Here is a 21,567-nt window from a genome sequence, read left to right as displayed (position 1 = left end):
CCTGTACTACAACGGACGCTTTGTCACTGAACACGATCACGTTTGAGTCTGTTATCTAGGTGCTGGCGAGGGGGCACAACAAAAGGAAGGCTCGCCTCATGAGGTCGTGTAGACCTTTGAGGCGAGCCTTCCTTTTCGTTGTGTGTATCTATGAGGAGGCTATGGGGGGGCGCTCCTGAGATAGTATTTTCGCTAGAGCTACTATACGAGTGACTCTGTGAGGCGCTTGCTACTTAGCGGGTGCAGTCTCGGAGGTCTTCTCCTCGTCGAGCTTCTTGGCACGGTAGCTAGCGTCAGATCCTGTCTGACGGCTCTGCGCCTCGATCTCTTCATGCTCTTTCTGCGACATTACGAGGAGCTTGTCATACTCGGGCAGACCTGTACCAGCGGGGATAAGGTGACCGCAGATGACATTCTCCTTGATGCCCTCGAGCTTGTCCGCCTTGCCCGAGATGGCTGCATCGTTGAGTACCTTGGAGGTCTCCTGGAAGGAAGCCGCCGAGATGAAGCCTCGCGTCTGTAGCGCAGCCTTTGTGATACCCTGTAGAATCTGATTGGTCGTAGCAGGCATCGCATCACGAGCCACAGCGGGCTTGAGGTCACGACGCTTGAGGGAGCTATTCTCATCACGAAGCTTACGGCTTGAGATGATCTGTCCAGGCTTCATGGTGGTGGAGTCACCAGCGTCGGTGATCACCTTCATACCCCAGAGCTTGTCGTTCTCCTCGGTAGCATCGTTCTTGTCCACAATCTGCTGAGGCATCAGGAGGGTATCTCCTGGGTCGATGACCTGTACCTTGCGCATCATCTGGCGGACGATCACCTCAAAGTGCTTATCATTGATCTTCACACCTTGTAGACGATAGACATCCTGAACCTCGTTGACGATGTACTCCTGTACGGCCGTGGGACCCTGGATGGCGAGGATGTCGGCTGGTGTGACAGCGCCCTCGGAGAGGGGCATACCAGCACGTACATAGTCGCCAGGCTGTACGAGGATCTGCTTCGTAAGTGGTACGAAGTACTTGCGGATCTCGCCCAGACGGGAGGTGATGGAGATCTCCTGATTACCACGCTTGACACCAGCGAAGTCGATGGTACCGTCGATCTCTGCTACGACAGCAGGGCTCGATGGATTGCGTGCCTCAAAGAGCTCCTGAACACGAGGCAGACCACCCGTAATATCACCTGCACCAGAGATGGCGCGAGGGGTCTTGGTGATAATGTCGCCCTGAGTGATCATATCGCCATCCTCCTTGACAAGGTGCGCGCCGACAGGAAGGTTGTACGAGCGAAGTACGTTGCCCTGCTCGTCCAGTATCTGAGCGGTCGGGATGAGATTGTTCTTGACACCCTGCTTGCGGATGATGACCATCTCCTTGTGGGAGGCACTCTCGTCGGTTTCGTACTCGAAGGTAACCTTCTCAACAAGATTCTCAAAGACTAGACGACCTGAGAACTCGGAGATGAGAGCCGTATTGTGTGGGTCAAAGTTGAGCAGTGTATCGTCCTTGCTGACGGTAGCCCCGTTTGCAAAGAAGATGGTGCTAGCATAGGGTACCAGCTCGTGCTGCAGTATGACACCAGTCTTGGGGTCTAGGATGCGTAGCTCGGCGGTACGGTTGACCACGATGTGTGCGGAACGCATATTGCCATCTCGTCCAGCACGCTCTACGTCTACATAGCGGATATCTGAGTACTCGACAGTTCCAGAGAATCGTGCACGTACGGTAGCATCGGTCTCTTGGTTGCTCGCCGTACCACCAGCGTGGAAGGTTCGTAGCGTCAGCTGCGTACCCGGCTCACCAATAGCTTGGGCAGCAATGACTCCGACCACCTCGCCTCGCTGTACGAGCTTGTTGGTGGCAAGGTTGCGACCGTAGCACTTGGCGCAGACACCGTTTTTCGTTTCGCAGGTGAGCACGGAGCGCACCTCGACAGTCTCAATGCCTGCAGCCGTGATGGCTGCCACGGCGGTCTCGTTGATTTCGTCACCAGCATGTACGATGTACTCGCCTGTCTCGGGGTGCTTGATATCATGGACGGATGTACGACCGAGGATGCGCTCGCCTAGGGTGGCGACGACGGTACTATTCTTCATCACGTCAGACATCTCGATGCCTCGCAGTGTGCCGCAGTCCTCCTCAGAGATGACGACGTCGTGCGATACGTCTACGAGACGACGGGTCAGGTAACCCGCATCTGCCGTCTTAAGAGCGGTATCGGCTAGACCCTTACGTGCACCGTGTGAGGAGATAAAGTACTCTAGCACGGAGAGACCCTCCTTAAAGTTGGAGAGAATAGGGTTCTCAATGACCTGACCACCGCCAGAACCACTCTTCTGAGGCTTAGCCATAAGACCACGGATACCAGCGAGCTGACGAATCTGCTCCTTCGAACCACGAGCTCCTGAGTCCATCATCATGAAGATGTTGTTGAAGCCGTCGTCGTCCTGAGCTAGCTGTCTCATCAGCGAAGCGGTGATCTTGTTTGACACATTACTCCAGGTGTCGATGATCTGGTTGTATCGCTCTGTATTGGTGATAAAGCCCTCGTTGTACTGTGCGAAGATCTCCTCAACGCGCTCATTGCCTTCAGCGACAAGCTTCTCCTTGTCCTTAGGAATGACGACGTCTTGCAGACGGAAGGAGAGACCTCCCTTGAATGCCATGTGGTATCCGAGGTTCTTGATCTTGTCTAGGAACTGTGCGGTCTTGGCAAAGCCACACACCTTGATTACGTTGGAGATGATGGAGCGGAGTGCGCCCTTGCCGAGGGTTTCGTTGATGTAGCCCACTTCGGTGGGTACGTTTTCATTGACCATGATACGCCCCATTGAGGTCTCGATGATCTTGCTGACGAGCTGACCGTCCTCGAGGACGTTGTCGATGAGGACATTGATCGGTGCGTGGATGTCTAGCTTGCCCTCGTTGTATGCGATGCGAGCCTCCTCGACACCATAAAAAGTGTGTCCGCTACCCTTGGATCCCTTGCGTATCTTGGTAATATAGTAGAGTCCCAAGACCATGTCCTGTGAAGGGACGGTGATAGGAGCACCGTTGGCGGGGTTGAGGATATTGTGAGAGGCGAGCATGAGTAGCTGAGCCTCGAGGATAGCCTCGTTGCCTAGAGGAAGGTGCACAGCCATCTGGTCACCGTCGAAGTCGGCGTTGAAAGCGGTACAAGCCAAGGGGTGTAGCTGGATAGCCTTGCCCTCGATCATCTTGGGCTGGAAGGCTTGTATACCTAGACGGTGTAGTGTAGGAGCACGATTGAGCAGTACGGGGTGACCCTTCATGACGTTCTCTAGGATCTCCCAGATGACGTTGTCACGACGGTCTACGATACGCTTGGCGCTCTTGACGGTCTTGACGACACCACGCTCGATGAGCTTGCGAATGATAAATGGCTTGTAGAGCTCAGCTGCCATGTCCTTAGGTAGTCCGCACTCGTGCATCTGTAGCTCAGGGCCGACGACGATGACGGAACGTGCGGAGTAGTCTACACGCTTACCGAGGAGGTTCTGACGGAAACGACCAGGCTTACCCTTGAGGCTGTCTGATAGAGACTTGAGGGGTCGGTTGTTTTCGCCCTTGAAGGCACTTGACTTGCGAGAGTTGTCGAGTAGTGAGTCAACAGCCTCCTGAAGCATACGCTTCTCATTGCGAATGATCACCTCGGGGACGCTCTGCTCTAGGAGTCGCTTGAGGCGGTTGTTGCGCAGGATGACACGACGATAGAGCTCGTTGAGATCGCTTGTAGCAAAGCGACCTCCATCGAGCGGTACGAGTGGACGTAGATCGGGTGGTATGACGGGTACCACCTTGAGGATCATCCACTCGGGACGGTTGATATCCTTGGAGGCACGGAAGGACTCGACGACGTTGAGACGCTTGAGTGCTTCTAGACGACGCTGCTGTGAGGTCTCAGTCTGTGCCCTATCACGGAGCTCGTAGGAGAGGGTGTCTAGATCTAGGTTGGAGAGCATCTCATAGAGTGCCTCTGCGCCAATCTTTGCGACAAATTTGTCTGGATCACTCTCGGGTAGGTCGTAGTTGTCTGGGTGACTCTGGTCGATCTCGTCTAGCTTGGCCTGATACTCCTCCTCGGTGAGGATCGTATTGACCTCTAGGTCAGAGACACCGCTCTGCAGTACGATATACTTTTCGTAGTAAATGATCGCCTCAAGGTCTTTTGACTTGAGATTGAGTAGAGCTGCGAGCTTGTTGGGTAAACTACGGAAGTACCAAATATGCGCAACGGGTACAGCGAGCTTGATGTGTCCAGTCCGCTCACGACGTACTTTCTTCTCCGTAACCTCTACACCGCATCGGTCGCAGATGGTGCCACGGAAACGTATGCGCTTGAACTTACCACAGTTACACTCGTAATCTTTGACTGGGCCGAAGATTCTCTCGCAAAAGAGTCCGTCACGTACTGGCTTGTATGTTTTATAGTCAAGAGTATTCGGATTCGTAACCTCTCCATGTGAAGCCGCTAGGATCTCCTCTGGGGATGCCAGGGAGAGCCTAATGGATGAAAAGGTGGTCTTGCTCTTAGGGGCTGTCTTGTATGCCATAACTTAAGTCTGACTATATATAGTGTGTAAGGATAGGGAGGGATTACTCAATATGTACGCTGAGGGCGAGACCCTTGAGCTCATTGAGTAGCACGTTGAGAGACTCGGGGAGACCTGGCGTGGGCATATTGTCGCCACGCACGATCGCCTCGTAAGCCTTAGAGCGACCTACGACATCATCACTCTTGATGGTGAGGATCTCCTGAAGGACGTGTGCCGCACCGAAGGCCTCAAGTGCCCACACCTCCATCTCTCCGAAGCGCTGACCTCCGAAGTTGGACTTACCACCGAGAGGCTGCTGCGTGATCAGTGAGTACGGACCGATAGAGCGGGCGTGCATCTTGTCATCGACCATGTGACCGAGCTTGAGGAAGTAGGTGACACCTACGGTCGCCTCCTGGTCAAAAGGCTCACCTGTACCTCCGTCAAAGAGCTTCATCTGTCCGCCACGTGGTAGACCAGCCTTGTCGGTCCACTCGTTGAGGTCATCGAGTGTAGCTCCATCGAAGATAGGTGTGGCGAACTTGACTCCGAGCTTACGTCCAGCCCATGCTAGGACGGCCTCAAAGATCTGTCCCAGGTTCATACGTGAAGGCACACCCAGCGGGTTAAGACAGATGTCTACTGGCGTACCGTCTGGTAGATAAGGCATGTCCTCACGACGTACGATCTTGGAGACGATACCCTTGTTACCATGTCGTCCAGCCATCTTATCACCGACCTGTATCTTGCGCTTCTTAGCAATCAGGATCTTTGCGGTCTGAATGATGCCTGAGGGCAACTCGTCACCGAGGGTCTCATCGAGCTTGCGCCTATTGACATCTGCAATGGTGACCTTGTCCTTCTTAATATAGTTAGCGATCGTCTGCTTGACAAGCTGATTGGTATGTTCGTCCTTGGTCCAGTCGGACATCCTCAAGTCATTATAGTCTAGCTCGAGGAGCAGAGACTTGGTGATGCGTGTGCCAGCCTTGACCTTGACGATACCAATGTAGTCGACGAAGTCTGTCGCTGTGGCCTTGTGCTTCTTGAGGATGATCTGAAGCTTGGAGACGAGCTCCTCCTTGAGGGCTGACTGTAGCTTGGAGAGCTCCTCCTCATAGCGCTGATTGATCTTGCGTGTGGCTACTATGCCACCCTTACGATTGGCACGTGAGTAAAGCTTCGTGTCGATGACGACACCCTTGAGTGAGGGTGAAGCCTTGAGCGAAGCGTCCTTGACATCACCAGCCTTATCGCCAAAGATGGCTAGAAGTAGCTTCTCCTCTGGGGTAGGATCGGACTCGCCCTTTGGCGTGATTTTACCTACGAGGATGTCTCCAGGGACAATGCGAGCACCGACACGGACGATACCGTTGGTGTCAAGATCTTTCGTAGCTTCCTCGCTTACATTGGGAATGTCTGCGGTGAACTCCTCCATGCCTCGCTTCGTCTCTCGAACGTCTAGTGAGTACTCGTCAACGTGTACGGAGGTGAAGAGATCCTCAGCGACGACACGCTCGTTGAGTACGATTGCATCCTCGTAGTTGTAACCCTTCCAAGGCATGTAAGCAGCCAGGATATTGCGTCCGAGTGCTAGCTCACCATCTTGTGTGGAGAAGCCCTGGGTGAGTATCTGACCCTTGGTGACGCGATCTCCCTTGCGACATACGGGGCTTAGGTCTATCGTGGTAGATTGGTTGGTCTTGCGATACTTGGGAAGCTTGTAAGTAACCTCCGAGGGTTCAAAGCTGACGAGCTCCTCCTCCTCTGTGCGATCGTAGTCGACCACAATCTTGGTAGCATCTACATAGACGACGACACCATCGCCCTCTGCCTCTACTTGGGTACGAGAGTCTGAGACTAGTCTGCGCTCGATGCCTGTGCCTACGATAGGAGCCTCGGGCGTTAGTAGAGGTACTGCCTGGCGCATCATGTTTGATCCCATGAGGGCACGGTTAGCATCGTCGTGCTCAAGGAATGGAATGAGTGATGCTGCAATCGAAGCAATCTGCGTCGGAGAGACGTCCATCAGATCAACTTCTGAGGGCTCTACTACGGGGAAGTCTGCTCCATAACGCGCCTTGACACGAGAGCGGACGAAGTGTCCGTCTTCGCTTAGAGGAGCATTACCCTGAGCTACTGTCTTGTCCTCCTCTTCCTCTGCGGTATAGTAGCCTAGCTGGGAATCTTTGAAGCTGACGGTGCCTTTGTCAACATTGCGATAAGGGGTCGTGATGAAGCCTAGCTCATTGATCTTAGCATAGACGCAGAGAGAAGAGATAAGTCCGATGTTTGGTCCCTCAGGCGTCTCAATAGGACAGAGGCGACCATAATGGGTGTAGTGTACGTCTCGCACCTCAAAGCCTGCACGGTCTCGTGTCAGACCGCCTGGTCCTAGTGCAGATAGACGACGCTTGTGCGTAATCTCAGAGAGTGGATTCTGCTGATCCATAAACTGTGAGAGTGCGTTGGTCCCGAAGAAGCTATTGACAACTGATGCAATAGTCTTGGAGTTGACTAGGTCAACGGGCGTAAAGACCTCGCTGTCACGAACGTTCATGCGCTCCTTGACCGTGCGGGCCATACGGCTCAGACCTATACTAAACTGGTTGTATAGCTGCTCTCCGACGGTTCGAACACGACGGTTCGAGAGGTGATCGATATCATCGACAGGTGCCTTACCATTGACGAGCTTGATCAGGTGGCGTATGATAGCAACGATATCCTCAGCCGTGAGGATTCTGATGTCGGGATCAATGTCTAGTCCGAGCTTGCTATTGATCTTGTAGCGTCCTACATCGCCGAGGTCATAGCGCTTCTCTGAGAAGAAGATGTTGTTGAAGATCTCCTTAGCACTCTGGTCATCGGGTGGGGTAGAGTTGCGCAGGAGGTTGTAGATGAAGTTGTATGCGGCCTGCTCGGAGTTGGCTGAGTCACGCTTGAGCGTGTTGAAGATGATCGAGTAGTCCATAACCTCTTGGTCAGTAGACTCCTGATCGGATGTGGATAGGTCACGACGTAGTAGGATGGTCTCGATACCATTCTCTAGGATGACCTGAGCGTTCTCCTCGTCTAGTATCGCATTTTGCTCTACGAGCGTGTTGTATCGAGCAAATGTCTCAGTCTCTCCAGTCTCCTCTTCGCTCTCCTCATCGTAGTACTTTAAGATGACGGAGGCGGCTAGCTGTCGTCCATAGTTAGCCTGTAGAGTCTCTAGTGTGACGGGGACCTCCTCGGCGATACCAAAGAGATCAAGTATGTCCTTGTCCGTCTCATAGCCGATGGCACGTAGGAGCGTTGTGATGGGTAGCTTCTTCTTACGATCGATGTAAGCGTATAGCTCGTTGTTCGTATCGGTAGCGAACTCAATCCAAGACCCCTTGAATGGGATGATACGAGCCGAGTAAAGTCTCGTCCCGTTGTTGTGTAGGCTGGATCCAAAGAAGACACCTGGAGAGCGGTGTAGTTGAGATACGACTACTCTCTCTGCGCCATTGATGACGAATGTCCCTGCGGGTGTCATATAGGGGATAGATCCCAGGAAAACGTCCTGCACGGTGGACTCAAAGTCTTCGTGCTCGGGATCTTCGCAGGTTAGTTTGAGCTTAGCCCTTAGGGGGACACTGTAGGTGAGACCACGACGCAGACACTCCTCTATAGAGTATTTGGGAGGATCAACGAAGTAGTCTTCAAACAGGAGCTTGAAGTTGTTACGAGTGTCTTCGATGGGGAAGTTCTCAGAGAAGACTTTAAATAATCCCTCTTTCTTTCTACTCTCGGCCGGAGTATCGAGTTGAAAGAAATCCTGAAAAGATTTGAGCTGCACCTCCAAGAAGTCAGGGTACTCCATTGGATGAGCAATAGATGCGAAGCTCTTTCTAGTATTAGTTGGTTTGGATGCCATCGTATGCTTCAGAGAGAAATGGTAAATGTAGGGGGGAGAGGAGCTACTCTCAAAGAGAGAGGCGGATAGAGTAGGGGCTCACCCAAGAGGTAAGCTACTACTCAAAAGTTGAGCTAGTGTGTCTAGCTCTAGAGGCTTGTATTTATTTGATCCTATCTGACGGTCCAAGACACCTCCACAGCGTATCAGCGACATGCCACACAGCATGGCGACAGCTTCGTCTGTGAGTGGTGCCTCTATAGAGCAAAGATGCGAAAAGGCTAAGAACTCCCCCCATACGTATCAAGGGGGGAATCCTTAACCAATATGACCTGTTTCAGACAGGTGTCAAGCGGGTTTACTTTAGTTCAACCTCAGCACCAGCCTCCTCAAGAGCAGCCTTGAGAGCCTCAGCTGTAGCCTTGTCAACACCCTCCTTGATGTTAGCAGGTGCTGCATCAACAAGCTCCTTAGCCTCCTTGAGACCAAGACCTGCATGCTCCTTAACAGCCTTAACGACTGCAAGCTTAGCAGAGCCAAAGCTCTTGAGTACAACGTCAAAAGAGTTCTTCTCCTCTGCCTCTGCTGCAGCACCAGCTGCAGGACCTGCTACAGCAACTGCTGCAGCTGCAGGCTCGATACCATACTCCTCCTTGAGGAGCTCCTTGAGCTCGCTTACTTCCTTTACTGTGAGATTAACAAGAGTCTCTGCAATAGCCTTTATATCTGCCATGTCTGTATTGATGTTTTGTTTGTTTCTAATTGAAGTGAATGCTTAGATATTTATTGCCTCTCGGCTAGGGTATCTAAGACCCCATGGATAGTGCCAGCTGCTGAGTCAAGCTGCCCGAGTACACCCTGGATTGGGCCCTCCAGCATAGCAACGATATCAGCAATGAGCTCCTCGCGACTCTTAATATTGACGAGAGCCTCGAGTTGGTCAGCTCCGATGTAAAAGCCCTCCTGTACGTACGCAGCCTTTAGGTCTGGACGTCCGAGTTCCTTATTGTCAGAGCGAAAAGCCTTAATCGCTTTAGCAGGAGCATTAGCAACCTCTGAGAACATGACGGCCGTGTTCCCCTTGAGAGACTCGTAGAGCTCTGCGAAGTCGACAGAGTCGATCTCGCTGAGGGCGCGACGCATCAGTGTGTTCTTGACTACGACCATCTTGACGCCACTCTTGTTGCATAGACGGCGTAGCTCGCTCGTCTTCTCTGCATTGAGTGCCTCAATGTTGGTCAAGTAGAAGTTGGGGTAACTCTCTATATATGCGTGCAACTGCTCGATGACAGTTGATTTCGTTTCCTTTTTCATAGAACTGTGCTTCTTAGTTGGTGAGACGTTATTCTACTGCGGATACGACTGACTTGGGATCAATCTTGATCCCTGCACTCATTGTTGTAGAGAGGTAGATGCTCTTGATATAGGTTCCCTTAGCAGATGAAGGCTTCAGGCGTAGCACCGTATCGATGAACTCCTTAGCGTTTTCTCTGATTTGCTTAGGATCAAAAGAAATCTTACCCACAGAGGTATGTATGATACCTGCCTTGTCTACCTTGAAGTCGATCTTACCAGCCTTTACCTCCTTGATTGCAGCACCGAGATCGTTTGTCACGGTACCACTCTTGGGGTTAGGCATCAGACCACGAGGTCCTAGTACACGACCCAAGGCTCCGATCTTGCCCATGACGCTAGGCATGGTGATGATCACATCAATGTCTGTCCATCCAGACTTGATCTTGTTGATGTACTCATCGAGGCCGACATAGTCAGCTCCAGCCTCTTGCGCCTCTGCCTCCTTGTCTGGAGTACAGAGTGCTAGGACACGTACCTCCTTACCGATACCGTGAGGCAGTGAGACAGTGCCACGCACCATCTGATTAGCCTTGCGAGGATCGACACCCAGACGAATGTCTATGTCTACTGAGGCATCAAACTTAGTGAAGGTAATCTCCTTCAGAAGCTTGGAAGCCTCATCTAGTGAATAGGACTTGCCTGCTTCGACCTTACTCGCAGCTATCTTCTGATTTTTTGTTAGTTTACTCATTTCAGTTGATTGCGATTAGAGATTCTCAGGTTTCGTACCCGTCACACTAATCCCCATACTACGAGCTGTACCAGCGACCATCTTCATGGCCGACTCGACAGTAAAGCAGTTGAGGTCAGACATCTTATCTTCTGCTATAGTCCGTACTTGATCCCAAGTGACTTTAGCGACTTTGATTCGGTTGGGTTCTGCTGAGCCACCCTTTGCCTTACTAGCCTCTAGTAGCTGGATTGCTACGGGAGGTGTCTTGACGATAAAGTCAAAGGACTTGTCAGCATAGTAGGTTATCACGACTGGCAATACCTTACCAGCGCGATCCTGAGTCCTGGCATTAAATTGCTTACAAAACTCCATGATGTTGATACCCTTAGCACCAAGTGCTGGGCCCACAGGAGGCGAGGGGTTAGCGGCCCCTCCTTTGATTTGCAGCTTAAGCTGCCCTGCAACTTCTTTTGCCATCTTGTTATTCGATTATATTATAAACAGATACACACGGAGTCATCACTGCATCTAGGGTAGCATCCTTGTGGAGGTGGGTGGAGAGAGTAGGTCTTTAGGGTTGGAAGCTAGACTGTATCTCCACACTGTCCGAGAGTATTAGCACTACACCTATCGCGAGCAACTATGAGTCGGCATGCTCGATCCGTAACAATCTCCTATTCCTTCTCGACCTGTGTGTAATCAAGCTCCAGTGGAGTCTTCCTTCCGAAGATCTTCACCATCACCTTGAGCTTTCTCTTATCACTCTTGACCTCATCGATGGTTGCTGAGAAGTCTGAGAACGGACCATCTATGATCCGTACAGACTCGCCGACGCTATACTCAATGTCAAAGCGCCCAGCACCCTCTGCATCGCGGTCTGCCTGCCCTAAGAGATCCTGCACTTCTTGCGTGCGTAGGGGCTCGGGAGCTAGCTGACCATCGCTCATACGAGAGGTCAAAAAACCTATTACGTTAGGTATCGTGCATAGCGTGTGCTCAGTGTCTCCCACGAGTGCTGCCTCTACCAGCACATAGCCTGGCATGTAGGGGCGCTCTTTGACCACCTTCTTGCCATTGCGCTGAGAGACCACCTGCTCGGTGGGGACTAGGACACGTCGTACGTACGAACCTAAAGTGCCGTTGGACTTTGCCGCTTCTATATACTCACAGACTTTCTTTTCCTGTCCACTGAGGACACGAAGGACGTAAAATCTCATGGGTTGTGAATCTTGACTCATGTCTTTGTTTTAGATTAGATTCGACTATAGAATACGGCTGATCCGTTTGTTACTACTCAATATAGCCCTCTAAGATTGAAGATAGACGATGTCGCGATAGGACAGCTTCAGGAGCTATGTCTAGGATACTTGTTTCTAGACTCTGTCTATCTCTTAGGGCTTATGTAAAATGTGTGGATGCTCTTAGAGCTTGGTGGTCCAGCTTAGGCTAGACCGTACACAAGCTGCATCAGCTGCTGGAAGACAAAGTCTACCCCTGCGACAAAGATGGCAATAATCACCGAAGCGATCATGACGACCACCGTGCTATTGATCAGTTCGCTACGAGTGGGCCAGCTAACCTTGTGTACTAACTCGTTGTAGCAGTTCTTAATGTAGGAACCTGTACGCTTGAAAAATTTCATGAGAGCATCTTATAGTTTGCACGGGTTGAGAGGCTCGAACTCCCGACACCAGGTTTTGGAGACCTGTGCTCTACCAACTGAGCTAAACCCGTATGTTTGTGCCGTCTCGAATTTGTCTGACTAGTCTAGATAGGAGGTGAGACCTAGTGAAGGTTCCTTCCTCCTCGTCTAGCGACTTAATCAGTCTGAGATGAAGACGGTGGTGATTAAAACTCCTCGGAACTCCCCCTCCCACTATGAGCGTTGCACCGATTGGAAGGTGCGTCTATATTTAGTGGGGGAGGGAGTTAGGAGAAGTCTAGTAGCTGTCTAGCCTCTAGCGTACTCAGAGTGCGTGAGAGGCTAGGTCAGCGGAGAGAATTAGTCCTCTAGTGAGGTGATCTGACCAGCACCGACGGTACGACCACCCTCGCGGATAGCGAAGCGTAGACCTACGCTACAAGCTACTGGAGAGATGAGCTTGACATCGATGGTGACGTTATCACCAGGCATAACCATATCGATACCCTCTGGTAGTGTGATCTCACCAGTTACGTCTAGCGTACGGATGTAGAACTGAGGACGATACTTGTTGTGGAATGGTGTGTGACGACCACCCTCTTCCTTCTTCAGGATATAGACCTCAGCCTTGAAGTGATCGTGAGGCTTAACCTGTCCTGGGTGTGCTAGGACCATACCGCGCTTGATCTCGTCCTTGTCGATACCACGGAGTAGAAGACCTACGTTATCACCTGCCTCACCCTCATCAAGGATCTTGCGGAACATCTCCACGCCAGTTACGACGCTCTTCTTGCCCTCAGCACCTAGACCGATGATCTGGACCTCGTCGTTGACCTTAACGACACCAGTCTCGATACGACCCGTAGCCACTGTACCACGACCTGTGATAGAGAATACGTCCTCTACAGGCATTAGGAAGGGCTTGTCGATGTCGCGCTCAGGTAGTGGGATCCACTCATCTACAGCCTGCATGAGCTCCATGATCTTCTCGCACCACTTGGGCTCACCATTGAGAGCACCAAGAGCAGAGCCACGGATGACAGGCGTATTGTCGCCGTCGAACTCATAGAAGCTTAGTAGCTCACGCATATCCATCTCTACGAGCTCAAGCATCTCCTCGTCATCAACAAGGTCGCACTTGTTCATAAAGACAACTAGACGAGGTACGTTGACCTGACGTGCTAGTAGGATGTGCTCACGAGTCTGAGGCATAGGACCGTCAGTTGCAGCAACTACGATGATAGCACCGTCCATCTGAGCAGCACCAGTAACCATGTTCTTGACATAGTCGGCGTGGCCCGGGCAGTCTACGTGTGCGTAGTGACGATTTGCGGTCTCGTACTCAACGTGTGAAGAGTTGATGGTGATACCACGCTCCTTCTCCTCAGGTGCGTTGTCGATAGAGTCAAATGAGCGAGCCTCTGTGAAGCCTGCGTCAGCCAATACCTTGGTAATAGCAGCTGTAAGAGTTGTCTTACCGTGGTCTACGTGACCGATGGTACCAATGTTGACGTGTGGTTTCGTCCTTTGAAAATGTTCTTTAGCCATAACCTTGTTCTTATGTTTGTCTTAGTCTTATTTCGTCACAAGAGCAACCCCCCGCCACAGTCTCAGTGAACTGTGGGTTTGGCGCTGCTACGTTAGTATTTTAGAGCCGATGCCGGGATTTGAACCCGGGACCTCTTCCTTACCAAGGAAGTGCTCTACCACTGAGCTACATAGGCATATTGTTGCGTGGGCAGTGATGGATTCGAACCACCGTAGGCTTACGCCAGCTGAGTTACAGTCAGCCCCATTTGGCCACTCTGGTAACTGCCCTTTTGAGTCCTTTGCTTGCACTGCTACTCCCCCTTGAGAACCCTCAGACGGGTAGATGGCATCACAAACTGGGTGCAAATATACGAACTATTTTGGAAACACCAAAACTTTTGGGCGAATTATCTTCTCCGAAGTGACTCCTCCGTGTGGGGGTATCGGTAACTGAAGAGAGGCGTAGATAGTGGATGGCGTGGCCCTCACCACGCGCAGACTAGCCACTAACCACCGAAAACTAGTCGTGGTCCACTATCTACTTACTCACCTTTCTACTATTTGTTTTCTTTGGCTCGGTCTATCTGACGCTTGAGTGCATCGATAGCCTCATCGATAGCCTCCTCAAAGGTGGTCGCACCCTTCTCTGCGTAGTGGTCATGCCCTGGGACAAAGAGTCGGATGGCGGCTATCTTGCCACGCGTAGCATCAGACTTGTCTAGCCGTAGGGTTATCTCAGCCTTGCTGATGGTATCGTCAAAGCGTGCAAGACGATCAATCTTTTTCTTTGCAAAATCTTTGAGTGCCTCGCTGGCATCAAACTGTAGAGACTGGATGTGTACGTTAATCATAGATGATACTTGACTTTGTGCTCTAGGGTGAGCGTGATACAATTGTTTGAGCTGCTCGAAGGAGGTGTGGGTATATCTTGTGGTCGTCTCTAGATTGCTATGACCTAAGAGCTCTTTGATGGAGGTGATAGGGGCTCCAGCATTGAGCATCTCAGTGGCAAAGGAGTGTCTCAGCGTGTGTGCTCCTCTGCGTGGCAATCCAGGCACTACGCTGAGTGCTTTGTGCACCACTTGATAGACATCAGCTCCTGAGAGCGGTCTGCACTCCAAAGTAACAAAAAAATATTGAGATGTGCCAACCTTTTGGTCCCGCAAGGTGATATAATCTTGCATTTTCTCTCTAAGATCCGTGCCGAAGGGCACTATTCGCTCCTTGCGCCCCTTGCCTACGACACGTAGCGACATGGCTGTGAGGTCTACTTGCTGGGTCTTCAGGCTAGCCACCTCAGCACGACGCAAGCCTGTCTGGTAGATGGTCTCTATGATTAGTCGGTCACGCACAGAGAGGAAGTTGTCTGTCTCTATGGGGATCGTCGCAAGAGCCTCTTCGATCTGCGCCTGCGTGAGGAAGGAGGGTAGCGTGTGCTCTCGCTTGGGTCCCTTTAGGTAGCGTGTGGGGTTGCTGGTGACGTGGCCTCGTAGCTGGAGATACTTATAGAATGAGCGCACGGCACTCAGATTCTTATTGACCGTCGTGCTGGATAGTTCATCGTCCATCTGCTGCATGATCCAGTTGCGCACGAGGTCTCGGTCCGCATCACTGGGTCTCCACTCATCGGTAGCCAGCTCTAAGGCGCTCTCCATATAGGACTCGATGGCAGGACGGTAGGTAGTGAGCGTGAGCGGAGAGGCGTTGCGCTCTAGTCGCAGGTACTCCATGAAGGCATCCAGTGTCTGTTCCAGTTCTTGGGTCAGCATGGCTCTAGGTATCCAATTTATTTACATCGGAGGCCACTTTGTTTGTCCCTCGGTTAGTGATTCTGGGCTAATCGTCGTCACTATAATTAAATTCGACTTTACTCTGTAGGATAATCTCTTCCAAAAGACTTCTCCCTCCATCTTTGTCAATGATCTGAGTGAGGCGGTCTAGAAGTGTGGGGATGTTTATCACTTCCTCAATGCAGGCCATAAACTCTTCTACGACTCGTTCTACGCCATAGGTGTCTAGCGCTTTTTCTCTTAAATCTGATAGAATCCCTGGGATTGCTTTTTCTGTCTTGACCACAAAAGATAGTGGATAGTGTCTCACCTTTTCTATGTCAAGAAAGAACTTTCTAAAGTCTAGATCTTCTGTTACTTGAAAGAATCGACCAAGAGGCTTCATGACAAAGTCTATTCCGCCATCGTTGGCGTTGGTCCTACCAGTCTTATATAGGGTTAGAGGCTCCTTGGTTAAACTCTTCATGTCATATCCCCAGATGATTGTCTGCCCCTTGTAAGAGTACTTGAGGATTGCATAGCTTACGATTTCAAACAGTCGAGCATCAAGCTTTGGAGACAGTAGATTTGAGATAAAAGTGTAGATGTCCTCTGCTCCTAGACGCTCCATCGCTTGTAGTTGAGAGCACTGCTCTATAAACTGTTTGAGCGTCTGCTGTTTCACCTCAATGTATTTATCTAGAATGTCAATGAGGCTCTCTGCGATGTTGTAGGTATGACGACCGACCCTGACTCTCAGAAGGTTTTCATTAACCCAATATCGATTGGTTTTCAGATCCCTTACGATAGGCATTAAGTTTGTAGTCGGAAAAAACTTCTGAAACTCAGCATTTACCCGATTGTTTAGAGCATGGTTTTGTAGCTTCTCTCCAAACGGAAGTTCTCTCTGCCGTTTACTCAGGGCGGAAAATAGCGCCCCTTCGTATTTGCTGTATTCGATCTCCTTGTTTATGGTTTGATTGAGATAGTCCTCGACAAGAACATAGATAGCATATAGATTGGCAAAGCTTGAGCGTGATTTGGATCCTCTATTGGCAGACTTCGTCTTTTCATTTACATACTGGAGCAGAAGGCTTTTGTCATAAATGTCCTCCCCCTCGTCCCCGAAATGACTCTTTAGAATCTCCTTGATTGAGGATGTAAAAGCGTATTCTTTCATTCGTTATATCTGAAACAAGGATGGACGGCTTCGCTCATAGGCCTTGATTGGAGCGATGTGTCAGGGCTTTTTATGGGCAAGTCTGTAGGGAAGTAGGAGAGCCCTAATCGCCTCAAGCCTATCTTCACATACTCTTCTTGAAGCTCGATGCCGATAGACTTGCGGTGCAGCAGACTGGCAACGTATGATGTCGTAAAGGTGCCAGAGAATGGATCCAATACGACATCCCCCTCATTGGAGCTAGCCTTGATAATTCGCTCTAGGAGTTCTATGGGCTTTTGAGTAGGGTGGTTCTCATACTCGGGCATACGATACCTTACTCGGGTAAATTCCCATACATTGCCTGGAACTTTCGTTGTGCTGTAGGGTTGTGGCGGGTTCTTACGGTAGTCTATTAAGCCTCTCTTGGCACCAGTCTTAGCTTCCACAAGGATATCTGACGCGTTGAAAGTGTATTGTCTCTTGTCTTTGACACAAAAGAGGATTGGCTCATATAGAGATCCAAAATATCGCTTGGCTTGTACTCCAGAGCTGTCATAAGACCAAACTATTCTCGACAGTATGTCTAGTCGCTCACGCAAGTATAGGTCAAAGTAAGGCATAAACTGAGTTGAGGTCATCACATAGAGAGCTCCCGTTGGCTTTAGCTTTTGGATGCATAAGTCGAGCCAACTATAGCACCAGCGAAGGTAAGACTCGTCACTATCCCATTTGTCTAGACATCCTGCGAAGTTCTTGCCTATATTATATGGAGGATCTGCAAAAACTAAATCAACAGAGTTATCCGAGATACACTCAGAGAGAGCCTGCAGAGCGTCTCCGTGTATTATCTTATTGTCACTACTTCCGAACAATCTCATATATTAGTCTCTATTCTAGGTGCTACAGAAAGGGTTGTGGACGTCCACCGCCATCACGCATGAGTCGGATGTCAACGCCTGGCGCTGTGCCACGGACCCCTCTGATGCGCTCTGTGAAGGGGTCGTACTCGATCCGTATGTTGCCGATCTCGGTGATGCGGTTGGAGAGAAGGTCGTATCTGATGCTGTAGTCTCCGATCTTCCTGATACGCTCCGAGAGGAGCTCGTACTCTACTTGGTAGGATCCGACCTGCTCTAGGCGCTCCGAGAGTAGCTGGTATTTAAAGCGGTAGGGGCCGAATTGGCGCACACGCTCGGAGAGTGGCTCGTACTCTACTCGCCACCCGTAGGGGATCTGGTAGATGCCCTCACGGTAGGAGTAGACGAGCTGTCCTCTCGAGTCGTAGATGAAGAGGTCCTCTAGCTGTCCCTCTCTGAGCACAAAGAGTAGCTGCCTATTGAGTAATATGCCGACACGCTTGCCCGAAGCCCCGGCACCGATAGTTGTCGAGGGCTCTTGGTGGGGGGAGTGGCGACTATTGAGGTTCTCCCAGGTGCCATTGGGGTAGAGTATGACCTGATCCCCATCGCTGGTGATGGCGCGCACTTGTGCTGTCGCACAGATCGCCCCTAGGAGTAGCAGGAGGGGCAGTAGGATGGCTCTTATGGTAAGGTGTTGCATAGTCGTAGCGCTCTAGATGTCATACGCAAAGGTAGTAAAATCAAGTCAACGGATGGGAGAGAGGACGGTCATCTTTTCGTGTCCGAGACAGCTTCCTCGGTGAGAATCTGGGAATCTCCAGGGAGGAAACGAAAATTCTCCACGGAACCGGGAAATAAAAGTTCGGAAGAATGAAATGAAACTTCGGAAGAAAGATTTCGAAGTTCCGATGAATTTTTCGTTTCCTCGCTGGATGTTCGAAGATCTCCACGGAGGAATCCTTTGATTTGCTTAGAGGTCACAACACGCACCCTCTTCGCCGAAGAGTAATTCTTGCGAAGAAAACGCCGTTTCAGTACATAAATTGGTTTAGATCGAAATGTTTTCGTACCTTCGTGTCGTTATTCACATTAAACTAGTGTACAATCATATGAACACCTCTACGCAATCATTAAATTTGCATTCTAAGCTTGCCTGGAGGCAGTCGCTGCTCTCCTTCCTTCTAGTCTTATGCTTGATGCCTCTAGGACACGCATTTATGATCCTTATGGAGCTCCTGATAGCGCCTGCCGTACTGCCTTATAGTGCTTTCGGGCTGGGACTACTAGGACTGGTGATCGCTGTGTGTGGCGTCTTTGCTAAGAAAGATACTCCTCAGACGCTCTGCGGACTCATCGGGGGGCTGCTCCTGTGGACTGGCTGGGTCGAGTTCCTCTTCATGTACTACGCTCAGCGCTTTGGCGCACACCCAGAGATACTCAATGGGGTCATAACCACTACGACGACCTATGTGCAGGGGATCGCGGCAAACCCTGTCTTATCTATTGATGGTGTACCTGTACAGCACATGCATGATATCAAGGATATCGTCGTGACCAGACCTGAGTACCTACTGATGCCAGCGTCGTTTGGCTTCTGGGTGTCTATCTTGCTACTCTATATATTTAATGTACGTACGGGGTGCAACTTTATGCTCTGGTGTCAGCGGGTGCTCCTTGGCAAGAAGCGTGACCTCGTGGTGCGCTCGGGCATGACACGTCACCCTGCTATGGTGACCTTTATGGAGACGATGATGCTCCTGTGGACTTGCTACTTGCTACTGATGTTTTGCTATGATCCGCGCTTCCTCGGGCAGAGCCATCCGGTGACTATCGCTGTGGGGGTGGGGTGCTTCATCGGCTTCTTCTTCATCTTTCGCAAGCAGCTCGCTCGCAAGCAGTGGGGCGCTAACATACGTATGGCGATCCCTGCGGTCATCGTCCTCTGGACACCTGTCGAGATACTGGGGCGCAACAACCTCTTTAACGAGATCTGGATCGCTCCGCTGGACCATGTGGGCGAGATGATCGCTATCCTCGTCACCTTCCTCCTGATCGGTGGCTATCTCGCATGGCATCACAAGCGTCACGCCAAGAAGGGGGCTTAGCTACAGCAATTCATTTGCCCCTAGGATAGACTTCCTTCTGGTGAGTCCCCATACCAAGCTACATCTGAGACCACTGCATGGATTACTTATCAAGGTCTCTACTCGGTTTGATTGGTGATCGAGTGTAGCTCTGGAGGGACTCCCAGAGGCGAAGCTATCTGCTAATCCTTCGGACTTTGCGAAATGCTCTGCATGGATGCCAGAAAAGCTGTTATATATATTCAATTGCTTTGTGAGGTTTGCAAATTCGAATGCTTTCGTGGCGAAATATATGCTAGTGGTGCCGTAGTCGCTCGTTGGTAAGAATTATTTCACTACATTTGCCACCGCAATAGTACTCTGCGGGATATAGCTACAGACTCTGCGCGGTACGACTTAACGGGCAATAATGGGAATATGAAACTGCAACAATCTCCTCAGCGATATGATTACATCATCATAGGTGGTGGCCTAGCAGGGCTCTACTGTGCTTACTTTCTGGCGCAGCATGGGTCGGTAGCCCTCATCGCTCGACGTACCATCGAGGAGAGCAACTCCTACTACGCTCAGGGAGGGATGGCTGCTGTCACCGACCAGCAGGACTCGCCGACGGATCACTACGAGGACACAATCGTAGCGGGGCGTGGGCTCTGTATCCCCGAGGCAGTCAAGGTGCTGACGGACGAAGCACCCGATCGGATCAATGAGTTGATCCAGATGGGTATGACCTTCGACAGCGAGGATGGACATCTAGCCCTCGGTCTAGAGGGAGGGCATCACCATCGTCGCATACTCCACGCTGGTGGAGATGCTACGGGACGGATGGTGACTACCTTTATGATAGAGCAGGTCAGGAAGGCGCAGCACATCACGATCTTTGACCATCACAGTGCCGTGCAGGTACTACGCTCGGCTGATGGGTCGCACTGTCAGGGACTAGTGACCTATGATGAGCGCGCACACCACTACGACACGATCCTCGCATCGGCTGTCGTACTAGCCACAGGCGGGGCGGCGGCGCTTTACTATCCCACGACCAACCCTCCTACGGCTCTGGGCGATGGCTTGTGGTTGGCCAGCGAAGTGGGTGCCGAGCTGATGGACTTGGAGTTTATCCAGTTTCACCCCACAGCTCTTTATCTGCCAGGGTATGCCTCTTTTCTTATTAGTGAGGCGGTACGTGGCGAAGGGGCTTACCTTGTGGACAAACGTGGCGAGCGCTTTATGCCTGCGCTACATCCTCTTGCGGAGCTAGCGCCGAGAGATGTGGTGGCGCGTAGCATTTTCCTCAAGATGCAGGAGGAGGGTAGTGACCACGTACGGCTGAGGCTGAGACACATTGACCCGAAGCGACTACTACAGCGCTTCCCCACTATCACGGAGCACTGCCGCCAGCTGGGTCTAGACATAACGGACGAGATACCAGTGGCCCCCGCAGCACACTACACGGTGGGGGGCATCGGCGTGGATCTCAATGGTTGCACTCGCCTACCTGGACTATATGCTGTTGGTGAGGTCTCCTCGACTGGAGTCATGGGTGCCAATCGCTTGGCTTCCAATTCGCTCATTGAGTGCATCGTCTTCGGCAAGCGGATCGCTGACTATGCGATCGCACACCCGACCACGCCTACTGAGACTGCCGCGCTTGCGACTCCGACGAACCTCCCCGACCTGTCGTGGAGCCTAGACAAAGAGCAGCTCTATGCGCTAGAGCAGCAGGCAAAGATCAATCGACAGATAGGAGACATCTTGATGAGCAAGGTGGGGATCATCCGCTCTAAGGCGGGGCTGACCGAAGCACTACAAGCGCTACAGCATCTCTCTGATATGCTGGCAGAGGATGCGCAGCATAGTATCCACGCCTACATGACCCGCAGACGTGTAGAGGTGGCGCACATGATGGCTCACGCTGCACTACTGCGTGAGGAGAGCCGTGGAGGTCACTACCGAAGCGACTACACAGAGACATTGCCTGAGAGTGAAGCTTATCGAACGAGGCTCCTCAATGGGCAGATAACACATCAACCAATCAATTAGTACACAAGAG

15 protein-coding genes and 3 tRNA genes are annotated in these 21,567 nt (G+C 51.3%); 2 read left to right on the top strand and 16 right to left on the bottom strand.

The features are described from left to right. Positions 1-229: 229 nt before the first annotated feature. From rpoC to PORUE0001_RS04340, 16 genes are all read right to left on the bottom strand, one after another. Complete coding sequence (rpoC, locus tag PORUE0001_RS04415) at positions 230-4,579, bottom strand: DNA-directed RNA polymerase subunit beta' (protein ID WP_007365281.1); 4,350 nt, start codon at positions 4,577-4,579, stop codon at positions 230-232. Positions 4,580-4,622: 43 nt separating this feature from the next. Further along, complete coding sequence (rpoB, locus tag PORUE0001_RS04410; RefSeq protein ID WP_007365278.1) at positions 4,623-8,465, bottom strand: DNA-directed RNA polymerase subunit beta; 3,843 nt, start codon at positions 8,463-8,465, stop codon at positions 4,623-4,625. A 337-nt stretch (positions 8,466-8,802) separates the two neighbouring features. Then, a complete protein-coding gene (gene rplL, locus PORUE0001_RS04405) occupies positions 8,803-9,177 on the bottom strand; it encodes a 50S ribosomal protein L7/L12 (protein ID WP_007365232.1) in 375 nt (124 codons plus the stop codon). A 50-nt stretch (positions 9,178-9,227) separates the two neighbouring features. After that, positions 9,228-9,758, bottom strand: a complete 531-nt coding sequence (rplJ, locus tag PORUE0001_RS04400) for a 50S ribosomal protein L10 (RefSeq protein WP_007365247.1) — start codon at positions 9,756-9,758, stop codon at positions 9,228-9,230. A gap of 28 nt (positions 9,759-9,786) precedes the next feature. Further along, positions 9,787-10,491 carry a 50S ribosomal protein L1 gene (gene rplA, locus PORUE0001_RS04395; RefSeq protein ID WP_007365237.1) on the bottom strand — a complete coding sequence of 235 codons (705 nt, stop codon included), beginning with the start codon at positions 10,489-10,491 and terminating at the stop codon, positions 9,787-9,789. Between the two features lie 15 nt (positions 10,492-10,506). Then, positions 10,507-10,950: a 50S ribosomal protein L11 gene (rplK, locus tag PORUE0001_RS04390; RefSeq protein ID WP_007365287.1), complete on the bottom strand. Its 444-nt coding sequence runs from the start codon at positions 10,948-10,950 to the stop codon at positions 10,507-10,509. 197 nt (positions 10,951-11,147) lie between these two features. Further along, positions 11,148-11,690: a transcription termination/antitermination protein NusG gene (gene nusG, locus PORUE0001_RS04385; RefSeq protein WP_007365290.1), complete on the bottom strand. Its 543-nt coding sequence runs from the start codon at positions 11,688-11,690 to the stop codon at positions 11,148-11,150. A gap of 224 nt (positions 11,691-11,914) precedes the next feature. Continuing rightward, positions 11,915-12,115: a preprotein translocase subunit SecE gene (secE, locus tag PORUE0001_RS04380; RefSeq protein WP_007365267.1), complete on the bottom strand. Its 201-nt coding sequence runs from the start codon at positions 12,113-12,115 to the stop codon at positions 11,915-11,917. Positions 12,116-12,134: 19 nt separating this feature from the next. Continuing rightward, positions 12,135-12,207, bottom strand: a tRNA-Trp gene (locus PORUE0001_RS04375). 268 nt (positions 12,208-12,475) lie between these two features. Further along, positions 12,476-13,663, bottom strand: coding sequence for an elongation factor Tu (tuf, locus tag PORUE0001_RS04370; protein ID WP_007365204.1), 1,188 nt, complete (start codon positions 13,661-13,663; stop codon positions 12,476-12,478). 104 nt (positions 13,664-13,767) lie between these two features. After that, positions 13,768-13,839, bottom strand: a tRNA-Thr gene (locus tag PORUE0001_RS04365). A gap of 11 nt (positions 13,840-13,850) precedes the next feature. Beyond that, positions 13,851-13,933 (bottom strand) — tRNA-Tyr (locus PORUE0001_RS04360). 269 nt (positions 13,934-14,202) lie between these two features. Next, a complete protein-coding gene (hpf, locus tag PORUE0001_RS04355; protein WP_007365235.1) occupies positions 14,203-15,414 on the bottom strand; it encodes a ribosome hibernation-promoting factor, HPF/YfiA family in 1,212 nt (403 codons plus the stop codon). Positions 15,415-15,481: 67 nt separating this feature from the next. Then, positions 15,482-16,594, bottom strand: coding sequence for a hypothetical protein (locus PORUE0001_RS04350; RefSeq protein ID WP_007365226.1), 1,113 nt, complete (start codon positions 16,592-16,594; stop codon positions 15,482-15,484). Further along, a complete protein-coding gene (gene yhdJ / locus PORUE0001_RS04345) occupies positions 16,591-17,454 on the bottom strand; it encodes an adenine-specific DNA-methyltransferase (RefSeq protein WP_039865592.1) in 864 nt (287 codons plus the stop codon). Before yhdJ ends, PORUE0001_RS04350 begins: the two co-directional genes overlap by 4 nt. Before the next feature lie 22 nt (positions 17,455-17,476). Next, the gene (locus tag PORUE0001_RS04340; RefSeq protein WP_007365222.1) at positions 17,477-18,136 is read right to left on the bottom strand and encodes a hypothetical protein; all 660 of its coding nucleotides are present in this window, start codon (positions 18,134-18,136) and stop codon (positions 17,477-17,479) included. Between the two features lie 409 nt (positions 18,137-18,545). On the opposite strand from PORUE0001_RS04340, the gene PORUE0001_RS04335 reads away from it, so the two are divergent. Further along, positions 18,546-19,541 (top strand): hypothetical protein, encoded by a 996-nt coding sequence (locus PORUE0001_RS04335; RefSeq protein WP_039865591.1) that lies wholly within the window; start codon positions 18,546-18,548, stop codon positions 19,539-19,541. A gap of 396 nt (positions 19,542-19,937) precedes the next feature. Beyond that, positions 19,938-21,557 (top strand): L-aspartate oxidase, encoded by a 1,620-nt coding sequence (gene nadB / locus PORUE0001_RS04330; RefSeq protein WP_007365217.1) that lies wholly within the window; start codon positions 19,938-19,940, stop codon positions 21,555-21,557. The last annotated feature ends 10 nt before the right edge of the window (positions 21,558-21,567 follow it).

The sequence above is a fragment of the Porphyromonas uenonis 60-3 genome (genome assembly GCF_000174775.1).
In the GTDB taxonomy this organism is placed as follows: domain Bacteria; phylum Bacteroidota; class Bacteroidia; order Bacteroidales; family Porphyromonadaceae; genus Porphyromonas; species Porphyromonas uenonis_A.
Note: the sequence above shows the minus strand (reverse complement) of the source record. Positions and strands in the feature narration are given on the sequence as shown.